The sequence below is a fragment of the Acinetobacter sp. YH12072 genome (genome assembly GCF_013419565.1).
In the GTDB taxonomy this organism is placed as follows: domain Bacteria; phylum Pseudomonadota; class Gammaproteobacteria; order Pseudomonadales; family Moraxellaceae; genus Acinetobacter.
In genome coordinates this window covers 14,889-37,633 of sequence record NZ_VOZV01000031.1, presented here as the reverse complement: position 1 = coordinate 37,633, position 22,745 = coordinate 14,889, and the positions used below count along the sequence as shown (strand labels likewise).

The following is a 22,745-nucleotide window of genomic DNA, read 5'->3' as shown; positions in this document are numbered from 1 at the left end:
GGCCAGGCCTCAGCATTTTATTATGGTGATCCCCTGGGCGAAATGCGCCTGGTAAGCAGAGTTTTTGAAATGTAAGGCCTTTGAATAAGACAAAAGGCTGCCTCATCGCTAACTTTGCAACAGTGCCCTCAATCGGCAATGAATAAACTCATGTTCCAAATGCTCGCTGCATTCGCAGAGTTTGAACGCTCTATGCTCCGTGAACGCCAAAGAGAAGGAATTAATAAAGCCAAAGCTAAAGGCTTATATAAAGGTAGAAAACGAAAAATAGATTATGTAGAAATACAGAAAGCTATGAAGGTCGAAGGGGCAACTTTTAGAAGTGTGGCTAAACAGTTCGATGTAGGTGTTGCAACTGTACAAAGAGCCTTAAAAGCAGCTACTACAGAATCCACTTGTAGTTTATAATAACTATCTCCTCCTTTACACTTTAATTCAAATCTTTATTAAAAAATATTTCATCTTATTTAACAAGAAACCATATTTATATAACAACATAAAATACACTAAGTTATTTTATTGAACATATATCGTACTTTATCTATCCGACTATTTGGACGACGGGGCTGGCAAACAGGTTCACCGGTAGTAACATGGTACCCTTTTAACTCTGTTAAACAAACACTACGTCCATTTGTAAAGAAAGTTAAATCACTACGATATTCTTGAATACACCGAGCAGGGATTTCTCCACTAAGAATGACCTCATTATTTTTCAATTGAGTGTCTACGATGTTCGCACAATATTTAGGAGCATCGTTGTATGCTCGTGAAAGATATTCCTGTGGCGCATAAATTTTAAAACTAAGATATGGCTCTAACAATTCTGTTCCAGCTTTTTTTAAGACTTGTTCCAATACAATAGGAGCAAGCATCCGAAAATCTGCTGGGGTACTAACAGGGCTATAGTATAAGCCATACTTAAAACAGATTTTACAATCCGTCACATTCCAACCATATAATCCTTGTTCGCAACCATAGCGTATCCCTTCCATAACTGCATTTTGAAATGATTGATTTAAGTATCCAAGAGAAACCGAGCTCTCATACTGCATTCCACTTCCCAACGGAAGCGGTGATACAGATAAACCAATGGAAGCCCAGAAAGGATTTGGCGGCACTTCGATGTGAATGGTATATTCTGCATTTTTTAACGGTCTCTCCATATAAATGACTGTAGGCTCTTTTAGTTCTATCTCCACATGATACTTTTCTTGCAACAGTGCACTAATCACTTCCATTTGTACTTTCCCTAAGAAAGAAAGTATAATTTCATGTGTCGTAGAATCCACGTAATATCGTAGAAGCGGATCACTATCTGAGATTTCCAAAAGGGCATCAAGCAACATTTCTCTCTGTTCAGGTTTACTCGGTTCAACAGTTGTTTGTAGTAGAGGGTGCGGATTTTCAATCTTTTTTCTCTGTGGCAATAGTTTTGTATCTCCAAGAACACTATTTAACTTCAAAAACTCATTTTGCAAAATAACAATTTCTCCAGAATAAGCTCTATCAATCTTACATAATTCACCATTTATTGAAGTATACATTTCTGTAACTTTTATTTTTTCTTTTTCTGATACTCTAACCGAATCTCGTAAATGTAGTACTCCACTATAAAGGCGTATATATGCAAGACGTTGTCTTTTTTTTGTATATTCAATTTTGAAAACATTTCCGCAAAGTTCAGACGGACCTCGATGTGTTGATGAATAAAATTTATTCGTAATCACTTCTATAAGGTTATCAATCCCTATATTGTTTTTTGCACTTCCGTGATAAACAGGGAACAGGGAACAATTATGAAATCTTATGCTTTCCTCTTGTTCGAGTTCCAATGCTTCTAATGATTTACCGGACATATATTTCTCTAAAAGGTCATCGTTTCCCTCTATTACCGTATCCCATTGTTCAGATTCGGTAAAGTTCGTCACACACATATTAGGATACAGTTCTACCTTCTGTTTGATTACAATTTCGGCAGAAAGTTTCTCTTTAATATCCTGATAAACCGTTGATAAATCAATTCCATTTTGGTCAATCTTATTGATAAAAAAGATTGTGGGAATCCCCATTTTCCTAAGTGCATGAAATAATATACGAGTTTGTGCTTGTACGCCATCTTTTGCAGAAATCAGTAGAATTGCCCCATCTAAAACTGATAATGAACGATATACTTCTGCTAAGAAATCCATATGTCCTGGCGTGTCTATGATGTTCACCTTCGTATTTTCCCACTGAAAAGAGGTTATTCCTGTCTGAATTGTAATTCCTCTCTGACGTTCTAAAAGCGTATTATCCGTCCTCGTTGTACCTTTGTCCACGCTTCCTAATTCTGTAATCGCTCCACTGTTATATAATAAGCTTTCTGTTAAGGTAGTTTTTCCTGCATCAACATGAGCTAAAACTCCAATATTAATAATTTTCATGTGATTTTCCTCCATTCAAAAACCCAAAAGGGCATAAAAATCCCAGTGATAAATACTTTTATCACTGGGATTTTTATGCATAACCATAGGTATACAAAGCATACAGATATTCTCTGGATACTTTAGAATCACATGATAAAGGTATTCTTAAACTGGGTACAAAAAACTAAGCCCTCCTAAAAAAGGACATCTAATTATGACATATAATTTTTTTTACCATTCATCTTTAATTGGCTAGGTTTGCCGGCCTGTATTGGAATTGGACGGACTAAAACAGAAGCAAAAATGGCTAATCATATCGCTAAAAAGAATAGTTATTTAAAAGGTGTATGTAACCTTGTTTCAATGGACTATTGTTCGATTGAGGGCTTATATCAATCTATAGAAGTTAGTGAAGTATGGGGGATTGGTAGAAAGCATACTAAAAAGCTGAATAGCCTAAGCATTAATACAGTTCTAGATTTTGTTTGTGCTTCACCCTTAATGATTAGAGATCAATTCTCTGTAGTCATGCACAGAACTCTATTAGAATTACAGGGAATTTCTTGCATTGAAATTGAGCAAAGTACTAAAGCAAAAAAACAAATAATAGCAAGCCGTTCCTTTGGCCAGAAAGTTTATAGCTGTGAGGATCTTAAAGAAGCGATTACGCTTTATGTTCAGGATGCCGTAAGCCGTTTAAGAAGTGAAAATTTACTATGTGGCTGTATTATTAGTTTTGTTCAATCTAATCCATTTGATACTTCTGAGCCTTTTTATAATAAATCTTTGTCTTACGCTTTACCCGATCCATCAGACAATAGTTTATTACTTTCTAAAATTGCTACCTCAATGGTTGATCAGCTATACCAGAAGAATATTGGATTTAAAAAATGTGGAGTTATCCTCACTTGTCTTGAACCTAAAGCCACTCATATTTATGACTTATTCACGGACATGAACAAGATAGAATCAAGTAATAAACTTATGGATTCACTCGATGATATACAGAATAAATTTGGTAAGAGAAAAATAGGATTAGGTGCCAGTATGCTACCTGATAGAAATTGGAATATGTCACGTAATAAGCTGTCTCCTAATTACTTTAAATGGGATCAACTTATGAGTGTTAAATAATTAGTCATGACTAAGATAATTTTTTTGCATGTGACTTGCCACCTGGCTAAAAGGAATAACAGGAATTGAAATTAAAATATGCAGCGTTTATAGCTCTTTTAATAGTAGTGTCTGTTATGGCCTTTAAACAGGTTTATAACCCTTACTTTGATCAAGATAAAGAAGTAAAGACGTTTAGCTTTAATGGAAAAAAATTAACGGCTCTGTACCTATATAGGGAGCATGATCAAGAAATAGGTTTTAAAGAAAATCCTTCATTAAAGCCTTTAGTCTTTACGTGGAAAAAGCCGATTTATACCTGTTTTAATATGGTCAATGTACATTATGACTTAGAGATATTTTTCTTTAATACAGATAAAAAAATTATTGGATCGGCTGTAATGGAAAAATTTTCCCAAAAGCAGTACTGCCCCAAAGAAAAGATTCAATTTGCATTAGAAAGAATAAAAACTTAGATTTTTCAATCTAGTCTTTAGTATCTTTAAAATTGTTTGAATAGTAACTATATGGATAAAGAGTATAAAATATGTCTTTAATGTCGATACTGAAATCTTCAGATCCTAAGTGCAAGGAAGTAAAAGAAATTATAAAAAGTGTCGCACCCCAAAAAAAAGATTTCAAAACTTACAGTGGTATTCCTCCTTTTACTAATTATGAAGTTATGAGTGAACATAAATTAACGAGTAGTTATGATTCAGGCTTGGTTGGTACAGCATTTGACTACTTATCTAAAATAATTTGTGCGTACTACACGAATACTGAATTGAGTGCTAAGGAATTTGAGCAACCTAAAATTATCAGCTTTCTAGAGGAAACTAAAAATAAAAGCATTTTGGTATTGTATAAAAAAATTCAAAATCACATAGATTTTCTACTAGCTAATAAATCAAACGATTTAGAACTAAATGAAGAATTTATTGGTGGAATTATTCTTTTGGCTAAATTAGAAAATCTATGGCGATCTGGATTTCTACCAGTAGCAACAAAGAAAGACATACTAAAACCAACGGAGAACGTGGTTTACGAAGATATATCTTCCCTAGTCAAAAATTTTTATAATGTATTCATTAAGAATGGTCTTATTAAGCCTGATAGTCTGATCACATACAATCCCAGATATTCTGCAAATATCCGTGTTGCACTAGGGGGGATAGATGCAGATATTTGTATTGATGAAACACTATATGACTATAAAAGTACAAAAAATCATGGATTTATGATTAAAGACAGTATGCAGATCACATCGTATTACTTATTCTATTTAATGGATCGAATTATGTCGTCAACAGTGCAGATGCAACGACACAGAATAGAACGAATTGCATTATATAAAGCGAGATTTGGCCAAATTGAATATTTTGATGTTAAGCATATACCTGAAAAAGATTTAAAATATGCAATTTTTGAGCTTAATAGGATGTTTAAATTAGGTATGCCCGCTCAGAAAATTAAGGATTTTTAAAGGGCACTAAAGCACAGTATTGCGCCTTATCCTTCCCTTATATTATTAACGGTCTTGCTCTTTCCCCTTGTTCTTTCCGTGTTGAAGATCTAGCTTATTAGGTTGAATCTGTGGCTGTGGCGTTGGTTTTTTCACTTCTACCTGTTTCCGTAAATAGTCCACTAGATCAACTGCTAGTTTTCTATCTTGCGGATCTGGTGACTGTGATAGAGCTTTAGTAATTTCCTTGTAATGCGTCAATGCTTCTTTTTCTTGCTGTTTAGCTTTCTGGACACGTTCTGGACTTGCCTTATTTTTACCATATCGCTTAAACGATTTGCCCTGCTCTTTCATTTGTTTAACTGACTGCTTATCACTTCTATTTTTTTGAAGCCTAGCTATACGTTTTGTCGCATTCGCTTCAATCCCTCTGGATCTTAATTTTTCAGCAAAACTTTCTCGCCATTCCTGAAGATCAGCCTTCCTGATATTTAACCGATCACCTTTTTCAGAAACAGCTTTAACAACAACATGCACATGCGGGTTTTCACTTGGATCTTTTGAAGGGTCATTGGTAAAGGTATGCTGCACCATCATATATTTATGGTCTTTAAAATGTTCCTCTGCAAATTCTTTTGCAGCATCATAAACGCCTTTTTCATCCGTACCTTTCGGCATAGATAACACAATATTAAAAGCCTGCTTATATTTAGATTCTTCATCAGAAATAGGTGTACCTGACATTTGCCAATCTTCAGCAGTATCTTCTATATCATCCTTACCATTAACTTTATTTCCGTCCTGATCAATTCCCTCTAATTGCCCATTCCGTGTGATATATCCCATGTGGGCTTTCACCTTCCCCATAGAATTACCTCCACCAGTAACCTTGACCATTACTTCAGGGGTCTTTTTACTGATTCTATTTAAAGTTGCCTTAACGCTATTTGGAGATGATTTAGGGGCTGATTTAGCTGAATGGCCAGATCCATTTTTAGGCTTAGACAGATCATTTAAAAAAGTATCTAAACTTTGGGTCTGATTAACACGCTTAACTTTAGATCCGTTAAGTAGCTGCTCACCATGAGCAAGCAAAGTGCTTTGCACTTCTCTGGTAGTCTTACTGCTTCCGTTAGCCATTATTCCCACCTCTTTTTATTGCGCTCTAATAGAGTGAAAACATGCCTAACTTGAGCTTTTACTAGCTGATGTACTCGCTCGACAAATTCTCTATCGTAAGATTCATAAATACCCTGATTCATATTCTTAGCCATTTGGTTTAGGTTTCTACCAATCGCCAAAAGCTGACTATTTGATTCGCCAAGTTTAAGAGCTTCTTCCTGGCTAAAGAATATTGAATCTTTTGTGACATTAGCTGTTAAAACCGAAATGATATATTGATTCGGTTTCATGCCGATCTGTGCTGCTTTCTCATTAATGGCTTTCATCAAACTTGGTTTAAGCCTTAATTCTTTGCGTGATGTTTTTTCAAATACATCTATAACGTCTTGCGTTTTTTCTATTTCAGATAACTTTTCCTTGATCATTTTTTTGATCAAGTCGTCTGGATCTACTTCTTCAAACTTAGCTAACTGATAGATTTTTTCGGTTAAGTCCTTTTCCAGATTCAATGAAAAATCTTGTCCTGAATAATTAGGATCATTTTCTTTTTTATAGGCGTTTTCTAAAGCCTTCTGGAAAGGCTCACCTTTCTTGATTCCTTGCTTCTCACACTTAGCTTGCCACCAGTCATAAACGGCATTGCTAACCCTAAATTTTAAAACTTGATCCAAGTTTGATTTCGTCATGATTCCAGTACCTTTATCGAAACTAATATTTTCGATAGCTATTCTGAAAGAATAGTATAACCTTTATTTGTGACACAAATTAAGGTTTTTAACGGCTGCTGCCTATCCTGCCCTAGATTATATACCTTCTTTTTTCCCTCTTTTCTCCTTAGTCATGACTAAGGGTAATCAAGCTAGGTGGTCGGGATAACCCGCCCAAAAAAAACCTTGCATAAGCAAGGTCTTTTTCCATTGATAGGTTTAGGCTTCTTGTAAATACTCGATTTCAAGGCTGCTGCAATCTACAGATACCTCTGTTCCATCTTCGTATTTGATCCATGCAAAACCCAAAGAAGTAGGCTTTTTATTTAGCATCAGGTTCGCTTGTCGGCCGTCATGAATAACAACTAAAAGCGGTTTTTTGATTTTGTCTGGATCTTCTTCTTTAGCTTCTGGCTGCTCTTTCTGATTCGATTGATCCATCAGTTTTTTAACTTCTGGTTCTTCTGGTTCTTCAGTCGCTTCAGCTTGATCATCCCCCTCAAAATTGAAAGATTCATTATCATCAATAATGGCGGTTTGCTCTTGGCTTTCTTGCGCCTGTGGTTCTTGATCTACTTCAGTCACTTCAGCTTGCTTAGGTTCTTTTAACTTTTTAGATAAAGCCTGAACTCTAGATCTGATAATGTCCTGACCATTCTCTAAAGATTCATCCACCCAAGCGTTTACTTCTTCAGGGAAGGATTCCCAAAGTTTGCGTAAGTCATACAAAGTCTTTGGAGATTTAAAACCTGCATCATAAGCCTTAGATAAGCATTCTGGCATATCTACTAAAGCTAAGTGAGTAGAAATGAAAACAGGATCTTCATTTAACTTTTTAGCGATTACGTTTTTCTTCTCACCTTGCTTAATTTTCTTTTGGATGAAAAGTGCAAGCTCAATAGGTGAATGGTTAAGGCGTTCTTTATTCTCCATGACTTGATCATAATCATCATGATCATTATCAACAAAAGCAGGGATAGTTTCCTTGCCAGCCATCACTGAAGCTCTAAAACGTCTAGCTCCATAATTGATGATCCACTTGCCTTGTTCTGTTGGGTGGGGTTTAACACTAATTGGTGTTTTAACTCCACGAGCCTTGATTGATTCGACCATTTTTTGCATCTGATCTTCTGGAAACTCAACACGCGGCTGATCTGGATCTTCAAGAATATCTGTAAGTGGAATCTGTTTAGGTGTTCCGTCTGCTACTGGTGCAGAATTACCTAGATCAATACCTTCCAAAGCTGATAAATCTAACATTCCTTAAATCTCCACAAACTTGTTAATGCTTTCAAAAACTGTTTTTAATTCAGCCCATGCGGTAAAACCGCTAGTTTTACCCAATTTATTTGTAGGTATGCCTTGCGCTTGCGCTTCAGCGATTGCAGTCGTTTTTTTAACGAAGGCATAGCTACCGTCTGAGTTTTTGATCAGGTACTTTGAAAAATGCTGAACAATAGCTTTTAGGTTGTCTTTCTGAAATGGAGTTGGTTCAACAATATTCGGAAGGATGCCGATTAATTTTAAATTTGGGTTTAGCTTTTGATTAATCGCTTGGATCTGCTTGAGTAATCCGCCGATGCCGTCAATAGCTTCCTGATTCAATTGAATTGGACTTAAAACATAGTCACTAACAATTAATGAAGCTACTTGGCGAATGTCGGGATTTGGATTGGTATCAATCAGGCAAACATCAAATAAAGAATCAACTGATTTTAAAAACTTCTGGTAATTGGTGGCAAAGTTGTTATGCAAAGTGCCATTTTTTTCAATAGCTGTTAATTCTGGTGTTGCTTGTACCAAAGTAAAGGCTTCAGGATTTGAAATAGTTTGATCTTCTTTGGTCAGCATGTCGAATGCAGATACATTAGCTACAGTCACAGCCCCGCCAGTAATCAATGCTTTTGTAGTGTTCTTCTGGTGGTCTAGATCAATGACTAATACACGCAAGCCCAAAGAATTTAAATAGTGTGCATACTGGCAAATGATTGCAGATTTACCCACACCGCCCTTTTGATTTGAAGCAACAACTTTTTTCATATTTCACCTAGTTTAATGGCTTATTAAGGGTCGCCCTATTGCGTCCTTATGCTGTATATTCTAACGTCCACCTGTGGACATTGCAAGCATTTTCTTAGTCATGACTAAGTTTTTTATCATAAAAAAATCCTCCCATAAAGGGAGGACGTAAATTAAAAATCTTCAGGATAACCGATTGTTATGACTGGCTCTCCTTGATCTCCACCATGAACGTGCAATTCTAAAATATGATTTCTCTTGCGACCTGCGCCTGTGATAATCACAGTAAAACGTACCGCACTAGGGCTTAGGTGTGTCTTATATGCTCGGCTCATCCATAAAATGTCATGAATAACGCCCTCTAAGTCATTAAGCCATTTTTCATTTTTTACCGCTTTATCAACTACCGCCCAAAGCGCAGAAGTGAAACAGATAGGATGCTTATAATGTTCTTTTGCCAGTCCATCTAATTTAGGACTAAGAGAATTGATTGCAACTAAAAAACCATCTTCAATGGCTTGCTGACGTGTGTAAACTGAAATGTATTGTTCCATGATTTTTACCTGTTTTATTTCAGGTCGCCCGATGCGTCCTGATAAAGTCATTATATCAGTCCACCTGTGGACATTCAAGCAAAAGCTTAGTCATGACTAATTTTTTATAGGGAAAATTGAGTAGAAAAATATCCGTTTTAATACCTGGCTAAACCGCTTTTCAGATGCTCTTATTTGCGATTCTTAGGCTGCTGACTGCCTTTTTTATATATGAAGCTAGGTTATCCTAGCACCGACCTGAACAGGCCAAAATGAGCGTATATAAAGCAGAACAGATAGACAATTTTTTATGTTTTTTAGGCAAGCTAAAAACCAAAAAAATCGCCACCAAAAAAAACCTCCCATTGTGGGAGGTCTAGCTTAAACGGCTAAGTTATAAGTAATTCTGTAATCTTCAAAATAACCGTTTTCATTATCTCCCCTTCTGATTCTTTCAATATGAGTAACATTGTGGGCTACTCGGCAACTAATCATGATTTTTTCAATTTCTTGAAATAGTGTTTTTTCATCAAAGATTGGAAACCAAATATTATTGTTAGATCCAGTTAAAACCTCATGACCGCAAAAATGAACCAGTTTACCTGTAGGATAGTTTGTAAAGATTGCAACTATTGAAGCTCGCATAATTAATTCCTGTTTTATTTCAGGTCGCCCGATGCGTCCTGATAAAAATCATTATATCAGTCCACCTGTGGACATTCAAGCAAAAACTTAGTCATGACTAAGAGAATTGATAAAAAAAGCCCCCTTTCGGGGACTTATTCATTAAGCGGTTAAAAGTTGTCTTTCTTCTGCCATTCTGGTTTTTTTAACTTTCTGGCTGCCGTGTAACTCTCGCATTTGATCTAAAGTCATTCGACCTCGACCATTTGATTTTTTACCAATGAAAACCCATTTACATTGCACTCGATTCCATACAAAACCCGCTTCTTTTAATTTGTCTTTGTGCTGCTTAGTATCACCAGAAACCCAAACCCAAACGCCAATAATTTCAATATCTAAACCATCCAGATTGATAATTGCATCAATAGCCTGTTTTACTTTTTTCTCAACTTCAGAGTGTTCTGAACGGCTTGACCAGAAACCACGCCCATTTTCGGAACTATCTTGATACTGATCTTTTGAAGCTTCATTAATAATGCGATTTAAAAGCTGTTCATATTCGCTGTTAATCTCCTGCATAACTTCGGTTTTACCGCCACGATCAGGATGATTTTTAAAAGCTAGTTTTTTGTACTGAAGTTTTAACTCGTCTAATGATGTAACTGATGAAAAATGTTTCATGTTTAAATACCTGTTTTATTTCAGGTCGCCCGATGCGTCCTGATAAAATCATTATATCAGTCCACCTGTGGACATTCAAGCAAAAACTTAGTCATGACTAATTTTTTTAAATGATATAAATTCATAAAAAATAGCTATTTAAGTATTTTGTCTAGTCTGCTTTTCTAATGCTTATATTTGCGTTTCTTAGGCTGCTGATAGCCTTTTTTTACCCTACGTCTAGTTACCCCACATTAAACACACAAACACCCTAAAACGAGCTTAAAACACACAAGATGAACAACCTTTTTTCCCTTAGTCATGACTAAGAATGTATAAAAAAATCCCCTTTCGGGGATCTCTTTTAAATTGGACAAGAATTAAAAATTTTATGGAATGGATCATTCCTATAAGCTGTCACTCTATACGCTTTAAGGCGTTTTTTAGTGTATGGCTCAAAGGTCACTAAAAAGTGTGAGAATAGCCCACCTCCCAACTGTTCGGGCAGCATGAACATTTCAAAGTTAAAACCTCCATACGTGCGGGCAGGGGGAAGGATATTAAACTTTTCATCATATTCAGTTAGTGAAATTTCAATCGGTTCTAAATAGTTATTCTCTTTCTGAAAGAAATCTTTTTCAGTCATAACTGAAGCAGCAGCAAAGCTTTCTCCATAACTGTTTTGTAATTCTAGTATTAATTGACCTACATTCTTTTTAGTAAGACAGCAAACATATTGATCATTAAGATTGTCTAAGTAACCAAAAAAATGGACTGATTCAACTTCAGATTTCTTTAATGTATAGACTAAAACTAAATCCTGATTCATAACTAAATACCTGTTTTATTTCAGGTCGCCCGATGCGTCCTGATAAAAATCATTATATCAGTCCACCTGTGGACATTCAAGAAATAACTTAGTCATGACTAAGAAATAAAATAATGTTTAGTTAAGATCCCTAGAGGTTATATCAGAGCAAAGTGTCTACTTTGCGAACTGGTGCAATCAGTTAAATTTTCCCTTCCCTGATTACCGTTGCAAGGGGCAAGCGAAGCCGACAAAATCTGTGATTTTGTCGAGCTGACCGCAGCACCGCAACTGCTCCCATTTGATCTAAAACGGGATACCTAAAGCCAGCCCGCATGGGTGGCGACCAGATAGCATAGAAAACTAAAAAATGTAGGAGGTAAGTAAGGCAAAAACTAAATACTTAAAAACTAATCAGCTAGATTTATTGGCAAAATATTACAGGTTTGGCCAAATCCTGGGAAACATTAAGTTATTGTTTTTATTATATGGTTGTAAATTGAAATTCTAAAAAAATGGCAAAATATTCCACTTAGGCTAAACGTAAAATTTTAGTCATGACTAAGGTATCAATTAGCTAATTATTAAATTTTAATATTTGGATGCGAATAGAAAAGATACTTTTTATATAGATTAATAAGAATTTTTGAAGGTTTTAAATTGAACCACCATATTGTCTTAAATTAGCGAAGTCTGTTTAAGACAATATGGGGGGTATGCTTTTTAGATATTAATCCTGATCGTCCGTGTCCTGATTGTCTGTGTCCTGATCGTTCTTCTTATCATTATTGCTATTGGTGATAATCCCTCGTTTTGCCTGTAACCAGAAGTAATAATCCATATCTATCGGCTTATGAGCATTAAGCTTATCTAACTTTTCAGTTAATAGAGTTCTCATGATTACCTTAGAAGTATCCTCGTCTAGATTACCTAAGAAATATCCGTAATCATTTAAAAATTCTTTGCAATTTACTAAGGTGCTGATTTGTTTTGGAGATACCTTTACTGGTGGTTTGAAATGCTTAATACGATCAGGTGCTTTAAAGTGTGATCCATCATCACTAAATGGAATTGCAGCAGCCAGATAGCCCTTTTTCATTTTATCTATAAATTTGATGTGTCCTTGCTCTTTATATTCAGTTTTCATGCTAAAAATAAACTTAATAGCAACTACTTCCTTTCCGTTTTTTACGTTCTCAAAACTGACATTAATATTGCTAAGTTCGTTAATTTCATCCTGAGCCACATTCAAAACACGGTTTTTAAAATTGGCCAACTCTTTATATTTATCCTCACATTCAAGCATCCATCTTAATTCTTCCAGATCAATAGTGACCTCTGATGTACGCCACATATAGCTCATTAAGATCCGATACAAACGAAGGGAATAGCTCGAATTAAATAAGATAATATGCTTCAGTTCATGGCTACTAAATGACTTAGTTTTTTCATCTACTTTCTTAACTAGATCATAGAAATACTCAAAAAATTCTTTTGCGAATCTAACCTTAATACATTTAGTTGCTTTGTCATAATGGCAATAAGTCATCATCGGAACTTTAGCAGGTTCGTCAGATTCCCCATCTTTAACCAACATAGTTGGGTTATCAAATTTTGTATAAATACGTTTTAAAGCAGTTTCAGCATTTCGCTGAATTTCACGTTTATCTGTTGCAGTAAGCACTTCCTTTCTAGCCATTGGGGAGGTCAATTCTCCAAAGTTTTCGCTGCTCACATAAATGAAGTCGTCATGAGTAATTGAGGTCTTATTTTTAAGCTCATTCTTTCTCACGATGATCATTGCACAGTACATAAGCTTCTCAAGATTGAGATCAATGCTATATCTGGCAGTAGGAAAATCATTGCGGGTCACAACTAAATCGGTCAATTTTGCCCTTGTATTAGATTGTGTATAGTCCTCTAAGCCTTGTGAGCCAATAATTTTCTGCATTTTTTTGTAAATCCGTTATTCCTTTTGAAATCATTATAACTATACAAGTATATTTATCAAGTATAGTTATTAATTAAGTTTATAAGATATTGTTTTTAAAATATATATTTATTAAAAATCAGTAAAATTACTTTATAACCCTGTAGTAGTATAAATAAAATAAATGTTTTTCCTGTTTAAGTATTTTCTTTTATTTCAATTAGTTACGCTGCGACAAAACGTATGGCTATTTTTAACACAAAAACCAGTTAAAAAATATTCAATTTTGAATATTTATAACTATTATATAAATATCAATAACTTACGCTGCGACAAAACGTATAGTTATGATTTTAAGCCTATACAAATATCTTTTTGAGCACCAAAAAATAAAAATCGTTCTTAAATATAATTATTTATATAAAACAATAACTTATAAGATTGTTAAGAATCTAGTTAATTCCTGAAAAATATATATAATCGTATCCAGTACGCATAATCGCAGGTTTGCGACAAAACGTATAGTTATGCGGGGAAGTTGCGACAAAACGTATAGTTTTGAGATTGCAGCATGGATTAAGGCTAAAAAATACGCAAAAATATAATAAGTTAGAGCTAAACACCTAATTAATTACTGATTTTTAAGAATAATTTAGCCATTTTTTGTATACTGTTGATAAGTCTGTGGATTATTTGCGACAAAACGTATAGGTATGTGACAAAACGTATAGTTGTAGCGACAAAACGTATAGTTATAGCGACAAAACGTATAGTTATAGCGACAAAACGTATAGTTATAGCGACAAAACGTATAGTTATAGGCTTGTAAACTTATGTTTTACAAAAAGAAATTAAGGCTCTTAAACTGTTCTAAACACTCCTAAACTTTATTTAAACTCTTTTTAAACCCGATTCTAGTTTTTTTTAAAAAGTTTTTAGAAATGTTTAGAAGATTATTAAAGTGATATTTACATGACAAAAAGGGAAGGGATCTAAAAAAATATGAGCTTTGATATATACAAACTTTTTACAAAAGTTTTAAATTATTCATTAAAGTTTTAAACTTTTTGATATATATTAAAAGCGTTTAAAAATAATTGATGTTTTTGTGTCTTTTACACACAGTTACACTTCAGTTACATTTTTAAATTCATTATATTTTGTAAGAATCCGCACTTCACTTTTAAAAAACTAGGGATCTTGCAGAAATGGCTTTAACGATGAATGACTTGAAAACAGTCGATGACTTCAACGCCAATAACTATGGTGTTGAAATTGGTATGAACGAGCAGTTCCAATATTTTGTGACTGTTAAAGTAAATGATGTTGATCACATCATTCATACTGCATCAGGAAAAATTCGATTCACACGGAATTTACCCTTCTTGATTCAAGAGATTTGTTCAATGTGCAGCAATGCCAAAACAATATCTCTAAACTTTGAAGGCAAGTTATTCGTACTGGAAAACTCATCTAAATAGAGTGACTACTTGTGTATAAAAAATTTATTTTAGGTTTAACTTTAGCTAGTGCATCTGCCTTAGTTGCAGCTAAAGATGAAAATTATGGCTGTCGTGCTTTTATGTGCTTTGCTGGCGGTCTTAATGTTTCTGAATGTCAGTCTACAATTAGTGACGTAAAAAAAGATCTGGCTAAAGGTAAAGGCTTTCCTCACTGTTCATTCGTCAGCAGTAATCAAGACGGATCTGTTGGAGGTGGAGAAGGACAACCTAAAATTTCATCTTATACACATAATAAAAGAGTTTATCTGTATGTAGATGACAAGTTAGTCACTACAGTTAAAAAGTCCTAAGTTTTTGCAAGAAAAAAGCCTGATTTAATCAGGCTTTTTTTTCTTGTAATTGTTTATAGAAAATTCTTAAAACTTCTTTGACTGCTACACTTTTTCCGTGTTTTTCCCCGCCATAAATATCTTTTAAATATTCTAAGGCTTCCAGTGCTTCAACATCTTCAGGAACATCCATATTGAAATAAACTGAAAGTGGAGTTTTGGTAGTAGGCTTTTTTCTATATCTTTTTCTGCGATCTAATACCTTTCCTTCTGTTTCTGTTCCTAGTTCTTCAGTCATAACTTATCCCATTTAATAAATGTCCACAGGTGGATATTAAGTCCTTTTTAAATAATTTACTACTTATATCGGGTCGCCATTTATGAGAAGTAGCATTGCAATAGTATGTTTTAACGTGGGGTTATAACCCTTTTAATAACCTCATATTATGTACTATGTACTATATAAATCCCGCTACTAGATCAAATGGGAGCAGTTTATTTTCTGCGGTCGCCATTTAAAAAGCACAGCTTTTTAAAGCTCACTTGAAAATCAACGGTAATCAGGGAAGGGAAAATTTAACTGATTGCGTCAGTTCGCAAAGTAGACACTTTGCTCTGATATATGTGCTATGGATCTGGATTAGATAGGTAATATAGATGCCTGGATAAACGCTGCAGCTTGCAGCTTTTATCCAAGCATCGAGGTTTTTAGTCATGACTAAAGCAGAATTTAGCTAAAATATTTAAAATTTCTTTAAATTATTTAAAAAACTTTACCAAGATTACCTAAATTGATGATAATGCACCTTTGTTATGGGTGCTTTAAAAGGTTTTATGGATGACTGATTTTATAAATATTGATCCTGATTTTTCTATTTCAGAGGTGGTGCTAGAGGAATCTAATAAACAAGGATTTATTAAAGAGTTAATTATTAATGAATTTGAGGGTGGATTTTTTATCACAGCAAAACTGGCATGGTCAGGCCAAAAGGTTTGGACTTTAACAACAAGACGAGAAAAAGATAAAGCTAGGATCTTTAAGGATCTGACTAGGCTTAATGATTTCTTGAAAGAAAAAATTTATACAGAAGAAGTAAAAATAATAAGAATCAAGTAAAAAAATACAAAAGCCATTTCCAATATGGTATATTTTGGATTATATTCTTTAAAGCTCTAAGACGGGATTTAAGAAAATGGCTATAAGTTTAAATAAATATGGAAATTTTTTAAAATTTTTTCTAGTTATTTCATGTGTTTATCTTGTGTGCTTCATGCCACAAGATGCACTGCTTTTAGAAATCCTTGTAGATTTCACTAAATTTCAAGTAGTTGCTTTCTTATATTCATCTTTTCTTTGTGGGCTTTCGAGTTTCCTAAATTTCACAATTTGGAAATAACCCATGAATCTTGTAATCGTTGAATCTCCTAACAAATGTTCAAAAATTGGAAGTTTTTTAGGATCTGATTTTAAAGTTGTGGCCAGTGTTGGCCATGTTCGGGATCTACCAAGAAAAGGCTTAGGTATTGATATAGCCAATGATTTTGCAATGGAATATTCATTTATTCCTGATGCCAAAGTTAATGACAGAACTTTTGACGGTGGCGAAAAACGTATTGAAAAAATAAAAGCCTTTTTGAATAAAGCAGACAAGATTTATTTAGCTACCGATCCAGACAGGGAAGGTGAAGCTATTTCATGGCATTTAAAAGAATGTTTAGGTCTGGAAGATGGTCAATTTGAACGAATAGAATTTAATGAAATTTCAGAAAAAGCTATTAAAGAAGCCATTAATAATGGGCGTGGTTTAGATTATCAGCTTGTATATGCTCAAGAAGCACGTAGGGCTTTAGATCGTCTGGTGGGCTATCTAGTTTCCCCTATTGCATCTAATCTTATGGGTCAGCCTTCATCTGCGGGGCGGGTACAATCTCCTGCTGTTTTAATCGTTGTCCTTAGAGAAATCGAAATCCAGAAATTCAAAGTTACTAACCACTTTGGCGTTAATTTGAGTTTTGATAAAGAGCCTAAAAAATGGATCTCGCAATGGGTTACAACAGAATTTGTAACTGAGGATCAGCCTTATGTTTTAGATCGTTCCTTAGCTGAAGAAGTTGCAAAAACTAAGAAAGTTAAAGTTTTAAACTGCACTGAAAAAACAGAGTATTCAAATGCTCCTTCTCCTTTCTCTACAGCCCTACTTTTACAAGCTGCTAGTGTAGCGTTAGGCTTTAGCCCTCAACAAACAACCAAAGCAGCACAGGCATTATTTGAACAAGGGGCAATTACTTACATTCGGACTGACGGCCTAAACATAGCTGATGAAAGTGTAGAAGAAATCTTTGCTTATGCTAATGAAAATCAATTTTCTTTACCTGAAAAGCCTAATAAGTTTAAGGAAAAAGATGGGGCGCAAAACGCCCATGAAGCAATCCGACCTGTTCACATAACTGATAAAGATCTAGGAAAGTCACCAGAACAAAAAGCTTTATATCAATTGATTTGGGAACGTACTATTTCTAGTCAATTGGCCAAAGCTGAATATAAAGCCGTTACTTTGGAATTACTGTCTGAAGATGGAAAATATAAGTTCCATGCTAAAAGCCGTGAGCTAATAAAAAAAGGGTGGATGGTTTTTGGTAAAGACTGCCTGAATGAAGATGAAAACGAGCCTTCAGGCGTGGTGCCGGTCTTAGAAGTTGGTTCTGTAGTTGATGTTGAAAGCGGTGAAGTTATTGCAAAACAAACTAAGCCACCAAAACGCTATACAGAAGCTTCACTAATTAAAAAATTGGAAAGCTGCGGGATTGGTCGCCCTTCTACTTATTCATCAATCATGGCCAATATTCTGAATAAGGGCTTTCTGGAGGTAGAAAAGAAAGTCTTAAAACCAACTAAATTAGGGAATGATTTAATTGGTAGTCTGTTAAAAGCTAAATTTAGCTTTCTGGATCTGCACTATTCAAAAGAGATGGAGTTGCAGCTAGATAAAATTGCATCTGGTGAAACTTCATATAATTCGGTTGTTTCTGCCTTATACACTCAACTTGCTCAAGAGCTAAGTACAGCTTCAAAGCTGACAGCTATAAACGCAATACCTTGTCCAAAGTGTAAAAGCCAATTAAAAAAATTTAAGAATACTAAAACCAATCAATTTTTTTGGATTTGTAGCAATGAGGACTGTAAGCACTCGATGGATGACGACAAGGGTAAACCAGTCGAAAAAGTTATTCATTCATGCCCTAAATGTAAAACAGGTCGCTTAAATAAATTCCAAAATTCGCAAACTAAAGAATTTTTTTGGATCTGCAATGATCAGGAATGTAAGCACTCGATGGATGACAAGAAAGGTCAGCCAGTAGAGAAAATCAAATATCCTTGCCCTAAATGCTCAACGCCATTATTCAGATCCAAAAAAGAAGGTAAAGATCCGATCTGGTTCTGTCCTAATCGGGAAACAGATTGCAAAGTCTTTTTGCCTGAAGTTAATAAAAAGCCACTTCTTGAAGTCTATTCATGTCCTCAATGTGCCAGTGATTTAAGACGGATCAATGGGGCAAATGGCTATTTTTGGGGGTGTACCAACTATAAAAATGGGTGCTCCGCTACTTATCCAGATCAAAAAGGTAAGCCAAAATTTGAGGTGAAAAAGTAATGATTGATTTCGTAGTTTTGGCACAACAATGTGCGCCACAAGTTGATGTAAATATTGCGTCTGCAATTGTTAAATCTGAATCCTCATTTAATCCTTTTGCGATAGGGGTTAATCGTGCCGCAGGTCTTAAAAAACAGCCGACTAGCTATGAAGAAGCTGTATCTGTGGCCAAAAGATTAATTAGCCAGGGACGAAATATTGATGTTGGTTTTGCTCAAATTAATAGTGCTAATTTCAAAAGATTAAATCTTAGTGTCGAGCAAGTTTTTGATCCCTGCACTAATCTAAGCGCAATGCAATTTATCTTTAATGACTGCCGAAATAGGGCAAAAGGCAAAGATATTTATAAAGCTATGTCTTGCTATAACACTGGCAACCATTCATCAGGATTTAGAAATGGGTATGTAGCGAAAGTATCAAGAAATTTGAATTATTTTGCTAATGGTTCACTCAATACCATGCCTGTAAAATTCAATCCTCCCTCACCTCCTATGAATAGCTCAGAACAGCTTGCATATTTTGCTACTAATGCAGATATGCCTAACTCCAATGGATATAACGAAAATACAGAACTTCAAAGCCTTCCAGTAGTGGAGAAACGGCCTTCATTTTTCTTAACTAACGGCACAAATATTAAAGAAAAAGAAAAAAGTTTTAAATCTTCAATGATCTTTTAAAATATTTTCAAAAAGTTTAAAACTTAGTGTAATATATTAAATATACAGCACCAATGAACAATATTTGATTTTCCAAAAATATTGTTCTTGGTACTTAATGCGCTAGGTCTTAATTGCTTCACTTGGAGAAAATAATGAAAGCAAATCAAACGCAAATAACAACGACTAAAACGACTGGTATCAAAGCAAGCGTATTGATGTTGTTCATGACGTTAATCTCAAGCCCTGCTTTTGCTCAAATCTCAAAAGTTAATACGGTTATGGCTAATGTTCAGTCAGTCTTAGCGGGTGTGGCTGTAACTGTATTTACCATCACTATCATGTGGGCTGGCTTTAAATTGGCTTGGCAACAAGCGAAGTGGTCAGACATTTCTAACATCGTTATCGGGGGGATTTTGGTAGGTGGTGCTGCGGGTATCGCTGCTTGGCTGATTAACTAATGTCGAATTTTTCTGATCCAATTTTCAGGGGTTGCACTCGTCCTGCCATGCTTTTTGGCGTTCCAATGTTGCCTTTTTTGTTGGTGACGGGGGTAGCAATTCTTTTAGCGGGTTGGTCTTTTTATCTACTTAGTGCCTATGTGACTTTATTTATAGCAGCTATTTATGTGCCTATTTACTTCTGGATGCGGGCAATAACAAAAGTAGATGACCAACGATTAAAGCAAGTATTGATGCGGTGGCGCATAAGAGGGAAACAGATCCAGAACCATCAAAAATGGGGAGCAATCTCATATTCGCCACTTAAATTAAAGAAAAGGAAATAACAATATCATGCGTTCAAAACAGCAAGTTAAAGATAGCGCAAATGCTGAGGTCGCAATTTCAGACTATCTGCCGTTTGGTAATCATGTTTCCAACAATGTTATTAAGCTTAAAAATGGTGAATACATTGCTACATGGAAATTAGAAGGCATTTCGTTTGAAACAGTTGAAGCCGATATTATTAGAATCCGTAAAGAAGGATTAAATAATTTTTATCGTGCTTTAGGTGGCGGTCACTTTGCTGTTTGGACGCATAAGATTCGTAGGGGAGTTAATGAACGTCTAAATGGCGTTTATGAAAATGATTTTATTGCTGATTTTAATGAAAGATATTATCAGCAGTTTCAGGGTGAAAAGAATAAACAGATGGCTACTGAATTGTATTTAACAATTCTTTATCGTCCTGAAATTTCCAGATTAACAAAGATCTTTAAGAGTAAAGCTAGTCGTGATCCAGTAGCCCTGAAAAAGCAGATTAAGCGGGATCTCGATATTTTGGATGATGTAGCCAAACAGGTTGAAGCAAGTCTATATCACTACAATCCAGAACGTCTGGCGACCTATACCAAGAAAGGTTTTGTCTACTCCGAAATGTGTAATCTGCTTGGTTTCTTAACTAATGGAGTTTGGGAAGAAATCCCTTTAAGACAAGCTAATCTTGATCAATATATTCCAAGTAGTCGCTTGTTCTTTGGTGACAAAAACGGCTATTTACAGATCAAACATCCTGAAGCTCAAAAATATGTAGGCTTTCTGGATATTCAAGAATTTCCACGTTTATCAGAATCAGGAATGTGCAATTCCATCCTGTATGGAAACTATGAATACATTGAAACTCAAAGTTTCACGGTTTATGGCAAGCGTGATGCTGTAGATAAATTAAAAACAATTAAAGGACAGCTAAATTCTGTAGAGGACGTTTCAGATCAAGAGATTCGTGATATTGATCTGGCTATGAGTGAAGCTAATAGCGGGAATTTCCAGTTAGGCGAATATCACTATACGCTTGCGATTTTTGGTGATTCACCAAATCAAGTTGCTCTGAATGTTTCGAGTGCCAGAACTGCTTTATCAGATGAAGCAGGGTTCAAAATGGCTGTAATTGATACTGTTCCTGAATGTGCATGGTTCTCGCAATTAGCGGGTAACTTTAATATGCGTCCAAGAGAAGCATATCTCACAAGCCTAAATTTTTCTGCTTTAAGCCCTTTTCATAACTTCGCAAGAGGTAAGCGTGACGGCAATCCTTGGGGTGAAGCACTAGCTTTATTTAAAACTCCAAGTGGCCAACCATTTTACTTTAATCATCATGTCAGCCCTGATAAGCAAGATTCTACAGATGACAAGATGCCAGGTAATACGTGTGTCATTGGAACAACTGGTGTGGGGAAAACAACCCTAGTCATGGCCATGATGATGTTTGCTTGTAAGTATAAAAATCTGAAGGGTGTTTTCTTTGATAAAGATAGGGGCGCAGAAATTGGGATTAGACGGATTGGGGGTCAATACTATGCCTTAGAGCGTGGTGTACCAACTGGCTTTAATCCGTTGCAGCTACCACCGACTGAAACAAATATTCAGTTTGTAGAAAAGCTTGTAAAAATTCTGGTAGGTGGCGTTCGTAATGCTGCCGAAGATCTGGAAATCAGTCAGGCTGTTCGTACCATTATGCGTGATGATATGCCGTTAGAACTCCGCAGACTTTCAGCTTTATATATGAATCTGAAAGTAAATGGCGGGGGCGATTCGCTTCAGGATCGTTTAGCTAAGTGGTGTAACACTGCTGATCATGACGGAAATTTATCTTGGGTCTTTGATAATCCATACGATACTCAAGACTTTTCTAAAGCCAAAATGCCAATCTTTGGTTATGACTACACGGAATTTTTAGATGATCCTGAAGTCCGTACACCAATCATGGCTTATCTATTACACATCACAGATTCATTGATTGATGGTAGTCCGTTTATTTACTGGATGGACGAGTTTTGGAAGCCATTAACAGATGAATATTTCAAAGATTTTGCCAAAGATAAGCAGAAAACTATTCGTAAATTGAATGGTCTAGGTGTCTTTATGACGCAATCCCCAAGTGACGTTTTAGATTCTGACATTGGTAAAACAATGGTTGAACAAAGCGTTACTCAAATCTTTTTACCTAATCCTCGTGCTGATTACGATGACTATGTAAACGGCTTTAAGGTCACTCCGCAAGAATTTGAAATTATTAAAGAGCTAGAAGAAAACTCACGCATGTTCTTAGTTAAGCAGGGTAGCCGTTCCGCACTCTGCAAAATGGATCTAGGCGAAATGCGTGACGTTTTACAGATTATTTCAGGCTCTAAGGATAATGTAGAACTTCTCGAAAATCTCATGAATGAAGTTGGTGAAGATCCTAACGATTGGGGCGAACTTTTCTTACAACGGATCGCAGAACGTAAAAAATTAATTTCAGAAAAAGGAGTTGCTTAGT

23 protein-coding genes and 2 pseudogenes are annotated in these 22,745 nt (G+C 35.3%); 13 read left to right on the top strand and 12 right to left on the bottom strand.

All coding sequences use genetic code 11. From position 1 onward, the window contains the following. Together FTU19_RS12785 and FTU19_RS12780 are read left to right on the top strand one after the other, a co-directional pair. Positions 1 to 75: pseudogene (locus tag FTU19_RS12785) on the top strand (IS6 family transposase); the annotation flags it as partial. Between the two features lie 75 nt (positions 76 to 150). Further along, positions 151 to 408, top strand: a complete 258-nt coding sequence (locus tag FTU19_RS12780) for a recombinase family protein (protein ID WP_373684971.1) — start codon at positions 151 to 153, stop codon at positions 406 to 408. A gap of 98 nt (positions 409 to 506) precedes the next feature. Here FTU19_RS12780 and tet(M) read toward each other — a convergent pair whose 3' ends face one another. Next, positions 507 to 2,426, bottom strand: coding sequence for a tetracycline resistance ribosomal protection protein Tet(M) (gene tet(M), locus FTU19_RS12775; protein WP_000691727.1), 1,920 nt, complete (start codon positions 2,424 to 2,426; stop codon positions 507 to 509). A gap of 15 nt (positions 2,427 to 2,441) precedes the next feature. Beyond that, the gene (locus FTU19_RS12770; RefSeq protein WP_001791010.1) at positions 2,442 to 2,558 is read right to left on the bottom strand and encodes a tetracycline resistance determinant leader peptide; all 117 of its coding nucleotides are present in this window, start codon (positions 2,556 to 2,558) and stop codon (positions 2,442 to 2,444) included. A gap of 90 nt (positions 2,559 to 2,648) precedes the next feature. On the opposite strand from FTU19_RS12770, the pseudogene FTU19_RS12765 reads away from it, so the two are divergent. The 3 genes and pseudogenes from FTU19_RS12765 to FTU19_RS12755 form a co-directional block, all read left to right on the top strand. Beyond that, positions 2,649 to 3,542, top strand: a pseudogene (locus FTU19_RS12765) (DUF4113 domain-containing protein); the annotation flags it as partial. Between the two features lie 116 nt (positions 3,543 to 3,658). Beyond that, entirely contained in the window at positions 3,659 to 3,997 is a 339-nt protein-coding gene (locus FTU19_RS12760) for a DUF192 domain-containing protein (RefSeq protein ID WP_154320148.1), read from the top strand. 71 nt (positions 3,998 to 4,068) lie between these two features. Continuing rightward, entirely contained in the window at positions 4,069 to 5,004 is a 936-nt protein-coding gene (locus FTU19_RS12755; RefSeq protein ID WP_168369470.1) for a hypothetical protein, read from the top strand. Positions 5,005 to 5,049: 45 nt separating this feature from the next. On the opposite strand, the gene FTU19_RS12750 is transcribed toward FTU19_RS12755, so the two are convergent. The 9 genes from FTU19_RS12750 to FTU19_RS12710 form a co-directional block, all read right to left on the bottom strand. After that, positions 5,050 to 6,123, bottom strand: coding sequence for a relaxase/mobilization nuclease domain-containing protein (locus tag FTU19_RS12750; protein ID WP_104516576.1), 1,074 nt, complete (start codon positions 6,121 to 6,123; stop codon positions 5,050 to 5,052). Further along, entirely contained in the window at positions 6,123 to 6,791 is a 669-nt protein-coding gene (locus FTU19_RS12745; protein WP_015060290.1) for a plasmid mobilization relaxosome protein MobC, read from the bottom strand. Before FTU19_RS12745 ends, FTU19_RS12750 begins: the two co-directional genes overlap by 1 nt. Before the next feature lie 240 nt (positions 6,792 to 7,031). Further along, complete coding sequence (locus FTU19_RS12740) at positions 7,032 to 8,072, bottom strand: ParB/RepB/Spo0J family partition protein (RefSeq protein ID WP_111818449.1); 1,041 nt, start codon at positions 8,070 to 8,072, stop codon at positions 7,032 to 7,034. Between the two features lie 3 nt (positions 8,073 to 8,075). Beyond that, entirely contained in the window at positions 8,076 to 8,852 is a 777-nt protein-coding gene (locus tag FTU19_RS12735) for a ParA family protein (RefSeq protein ID WP_180131474.1), read from the bottom strand. A 152-nt stretch (positions 8,853 to 9,004) separates the two neighbouring features. Beyond that, positions 9,005 to 9,436 (bottom strand): DUF6573 family protein, encoded by a 432-nt coding sequence (locus FTU19_RS12730; RefSeq protein WP_227539197.1) that lies wholly within the window; start codon positions 9,434 to 9,436, stop codon positions 9,005 to 9,007. Between the two features lie 309 nt (positions 9,437 to 9,745). Beyond that, positions 9,746 to 10,009: a hypothetical protein gene (locus FTU19_RS12725; RefSeq protein ID WP_034594172.1), complete on the bottom strand. Its 264-nt coding sequence runs from the start codon at positions 10,007 to 10,009 to the stop codon at positions 9,746 to 9,748. 141 nt (positions 10,010 to 10,150) lie between these two features. After that, positions 10,151 to 10,669, bottom strand: coding sequence for a J domain-containing protein (locus tag FTU19_RS12720; protein ID WP_015060286.1), 519 nt, complete (start codon positions 10,667 to 10,669; stop codon positions 10,151 to 10,153). A gap of 343 nt (positions 10,670 to 11,012) precedes the next feature. Further along, positions 11,013 to 11,477, bottom strand: a complete 465-nt coding sequence (locus FTU19_RS12715) for a hypothetical protein (protein ID WP_015060285.1) — start codon at positions 11,475 to 11,477, stop codon at positions 11,013 to 11,015. Between the two features lie 709 nt (positions 11,478 to 12,186). Next, entirely contained in the window at positions 12,187 to 13,407 is a 1,221-nt protein-coding gene (locus FTU19_RS12710) for a replication initiation protein (protein ID WP_111034396.1), read from the bottom strand. Positions 13,408 to 14,594: 1,187 nt separating this feature from the next. Here FTU19_RS12710 and FTU19_RS12705 point away from each other — a divergent pair. Continuing rightward, the gene (locus FTU19_RS12705) at positions 14,595 to 14,867 is read left to right on the top strand and encodes a hypothetical protein (protein WP_026444499.1); all 273 of its coding nucleotides are present in this window, start codon (positions 14,595 to 14,597) and stop codon (positions 14,865 to 14,867) included. 11 nt (positions 14,868 to 14,878) lie between these two features. Next, positions 14,879 to 15,199, top strand: a complete 321-nt coding sequence (locus FTU19_RS12700; RefSeq protein WP_005248735.1) for a hypothetical protein — start codon at positions 14,879 to 14,881, stop codon at positions 15,197 to 15,199. A gap of 28 nt (positions 15,200 to 15,227) precedes the next feature. Here FTU19_RS12700 and FTU19_RS12695 read toward each other — a convergent pair whose 3' ends face one another. Next, on the bottom strand, positions 15,228 to 15,476 hold the full coding sequence (locus FTU19_RS12695) for a hypothetical protein (protein WP_034129461.1): 249 nt from the start codon (positions 15,474 to 15,476) through the stop codon (positions 15,228 to 15,230). A 540-nt stretch (positions 15,477 to 16,016) separates the two neighbouring features. On the opposite strand from FTU19_RS12695, the gene FTU19_RS12690 reads away from it, so the two are divergent. The 6 genes from FTU19_RS12690 to FTU19_RS12665 all read left to right on the top strand — a co-directional run bounded on the left by FTU19_RS12690 (position 16,017) and on the right by FTU19_RS12665 (position 22,744). Beyond that, entirely contained in the window at positions 16,017 to 16,295 is a 279-nt protein-coding gene (locus tag FTU19_RS12690; protein ID WP_005248732.1) for a hypothetical protein, read from the top strand. Between the two features lie 283 nt (positions 16,296 to 16,578). Beyond that, a complete protein-coding gene (topA, locus tag FTU19_RS12685; protein ID WP_026444414.1) occupies positions 16,579 to 18,831 on the top strand; it encodes a type I DNA topoisomerase in 2,253 nt (750 codons plus the stop codon). Then, the gene (locus FTU19_RS12680; RefSeq protein WP_180131472.1) at positions 18,831 to 19,508 is read left to right on the top strand and encodes a lytic transglycosylase domain-containing protein; all 678 of its coding nucleotides are present in this window, start codon (positions 18,831 to 18,833) and stop codon (positions 19,506 to 19,508) included. The genes topA and FTU19_RS12680 overlap by 1 nt, the downstream gene beginning before the upstream one ends. 134 nt (positions 19,509 to 19,642) lie before the next feature. Continuing rightward, positions 19,643 to 19,948 (top strand): TrbC/VirB2 family protein, encoded by a 306-nt coding sequence (locus FTU19_RS12675; RefSeq protein WP_004644768.1) that lies wholly within the window; start codon positions 19,643 to 19,645, stop codon positions 19,946 to 19,948. After that, complete coding sequence (locus FTU19_RS12670) at positions 19,948 to 20,274, top strand: type IV secretion system protein VirB3 (RefSeq protein WP_180131470.1); 327 nt, start codon at positions 19,948 to 19,950, stop codon at positions 20,272 to 20,274. Before FTU19_RS12675 ends, FTU19_RS12670 begins: the two co-directional genes overlap by 1 nt. A gap of 7 nt (positions 20,275 to 20,281) precedes the next feature. After that, positions 20,282 to 22,744 carry a VirB4 family type IV secretion/conjugal transfer ATPase gene (locus FTU19_RS12665; protein WP_005248723.1) on the top strand — a complete coding sequence of 821 codons (2,463 nt, stop codon included), beginning with the start codon at positions 20,282 to 20,284 and terminating at the stop codon, positions 22,742 to 22,744. The last annotated feature ends 1 nt before the right edge of the window (position 22,745 follow it).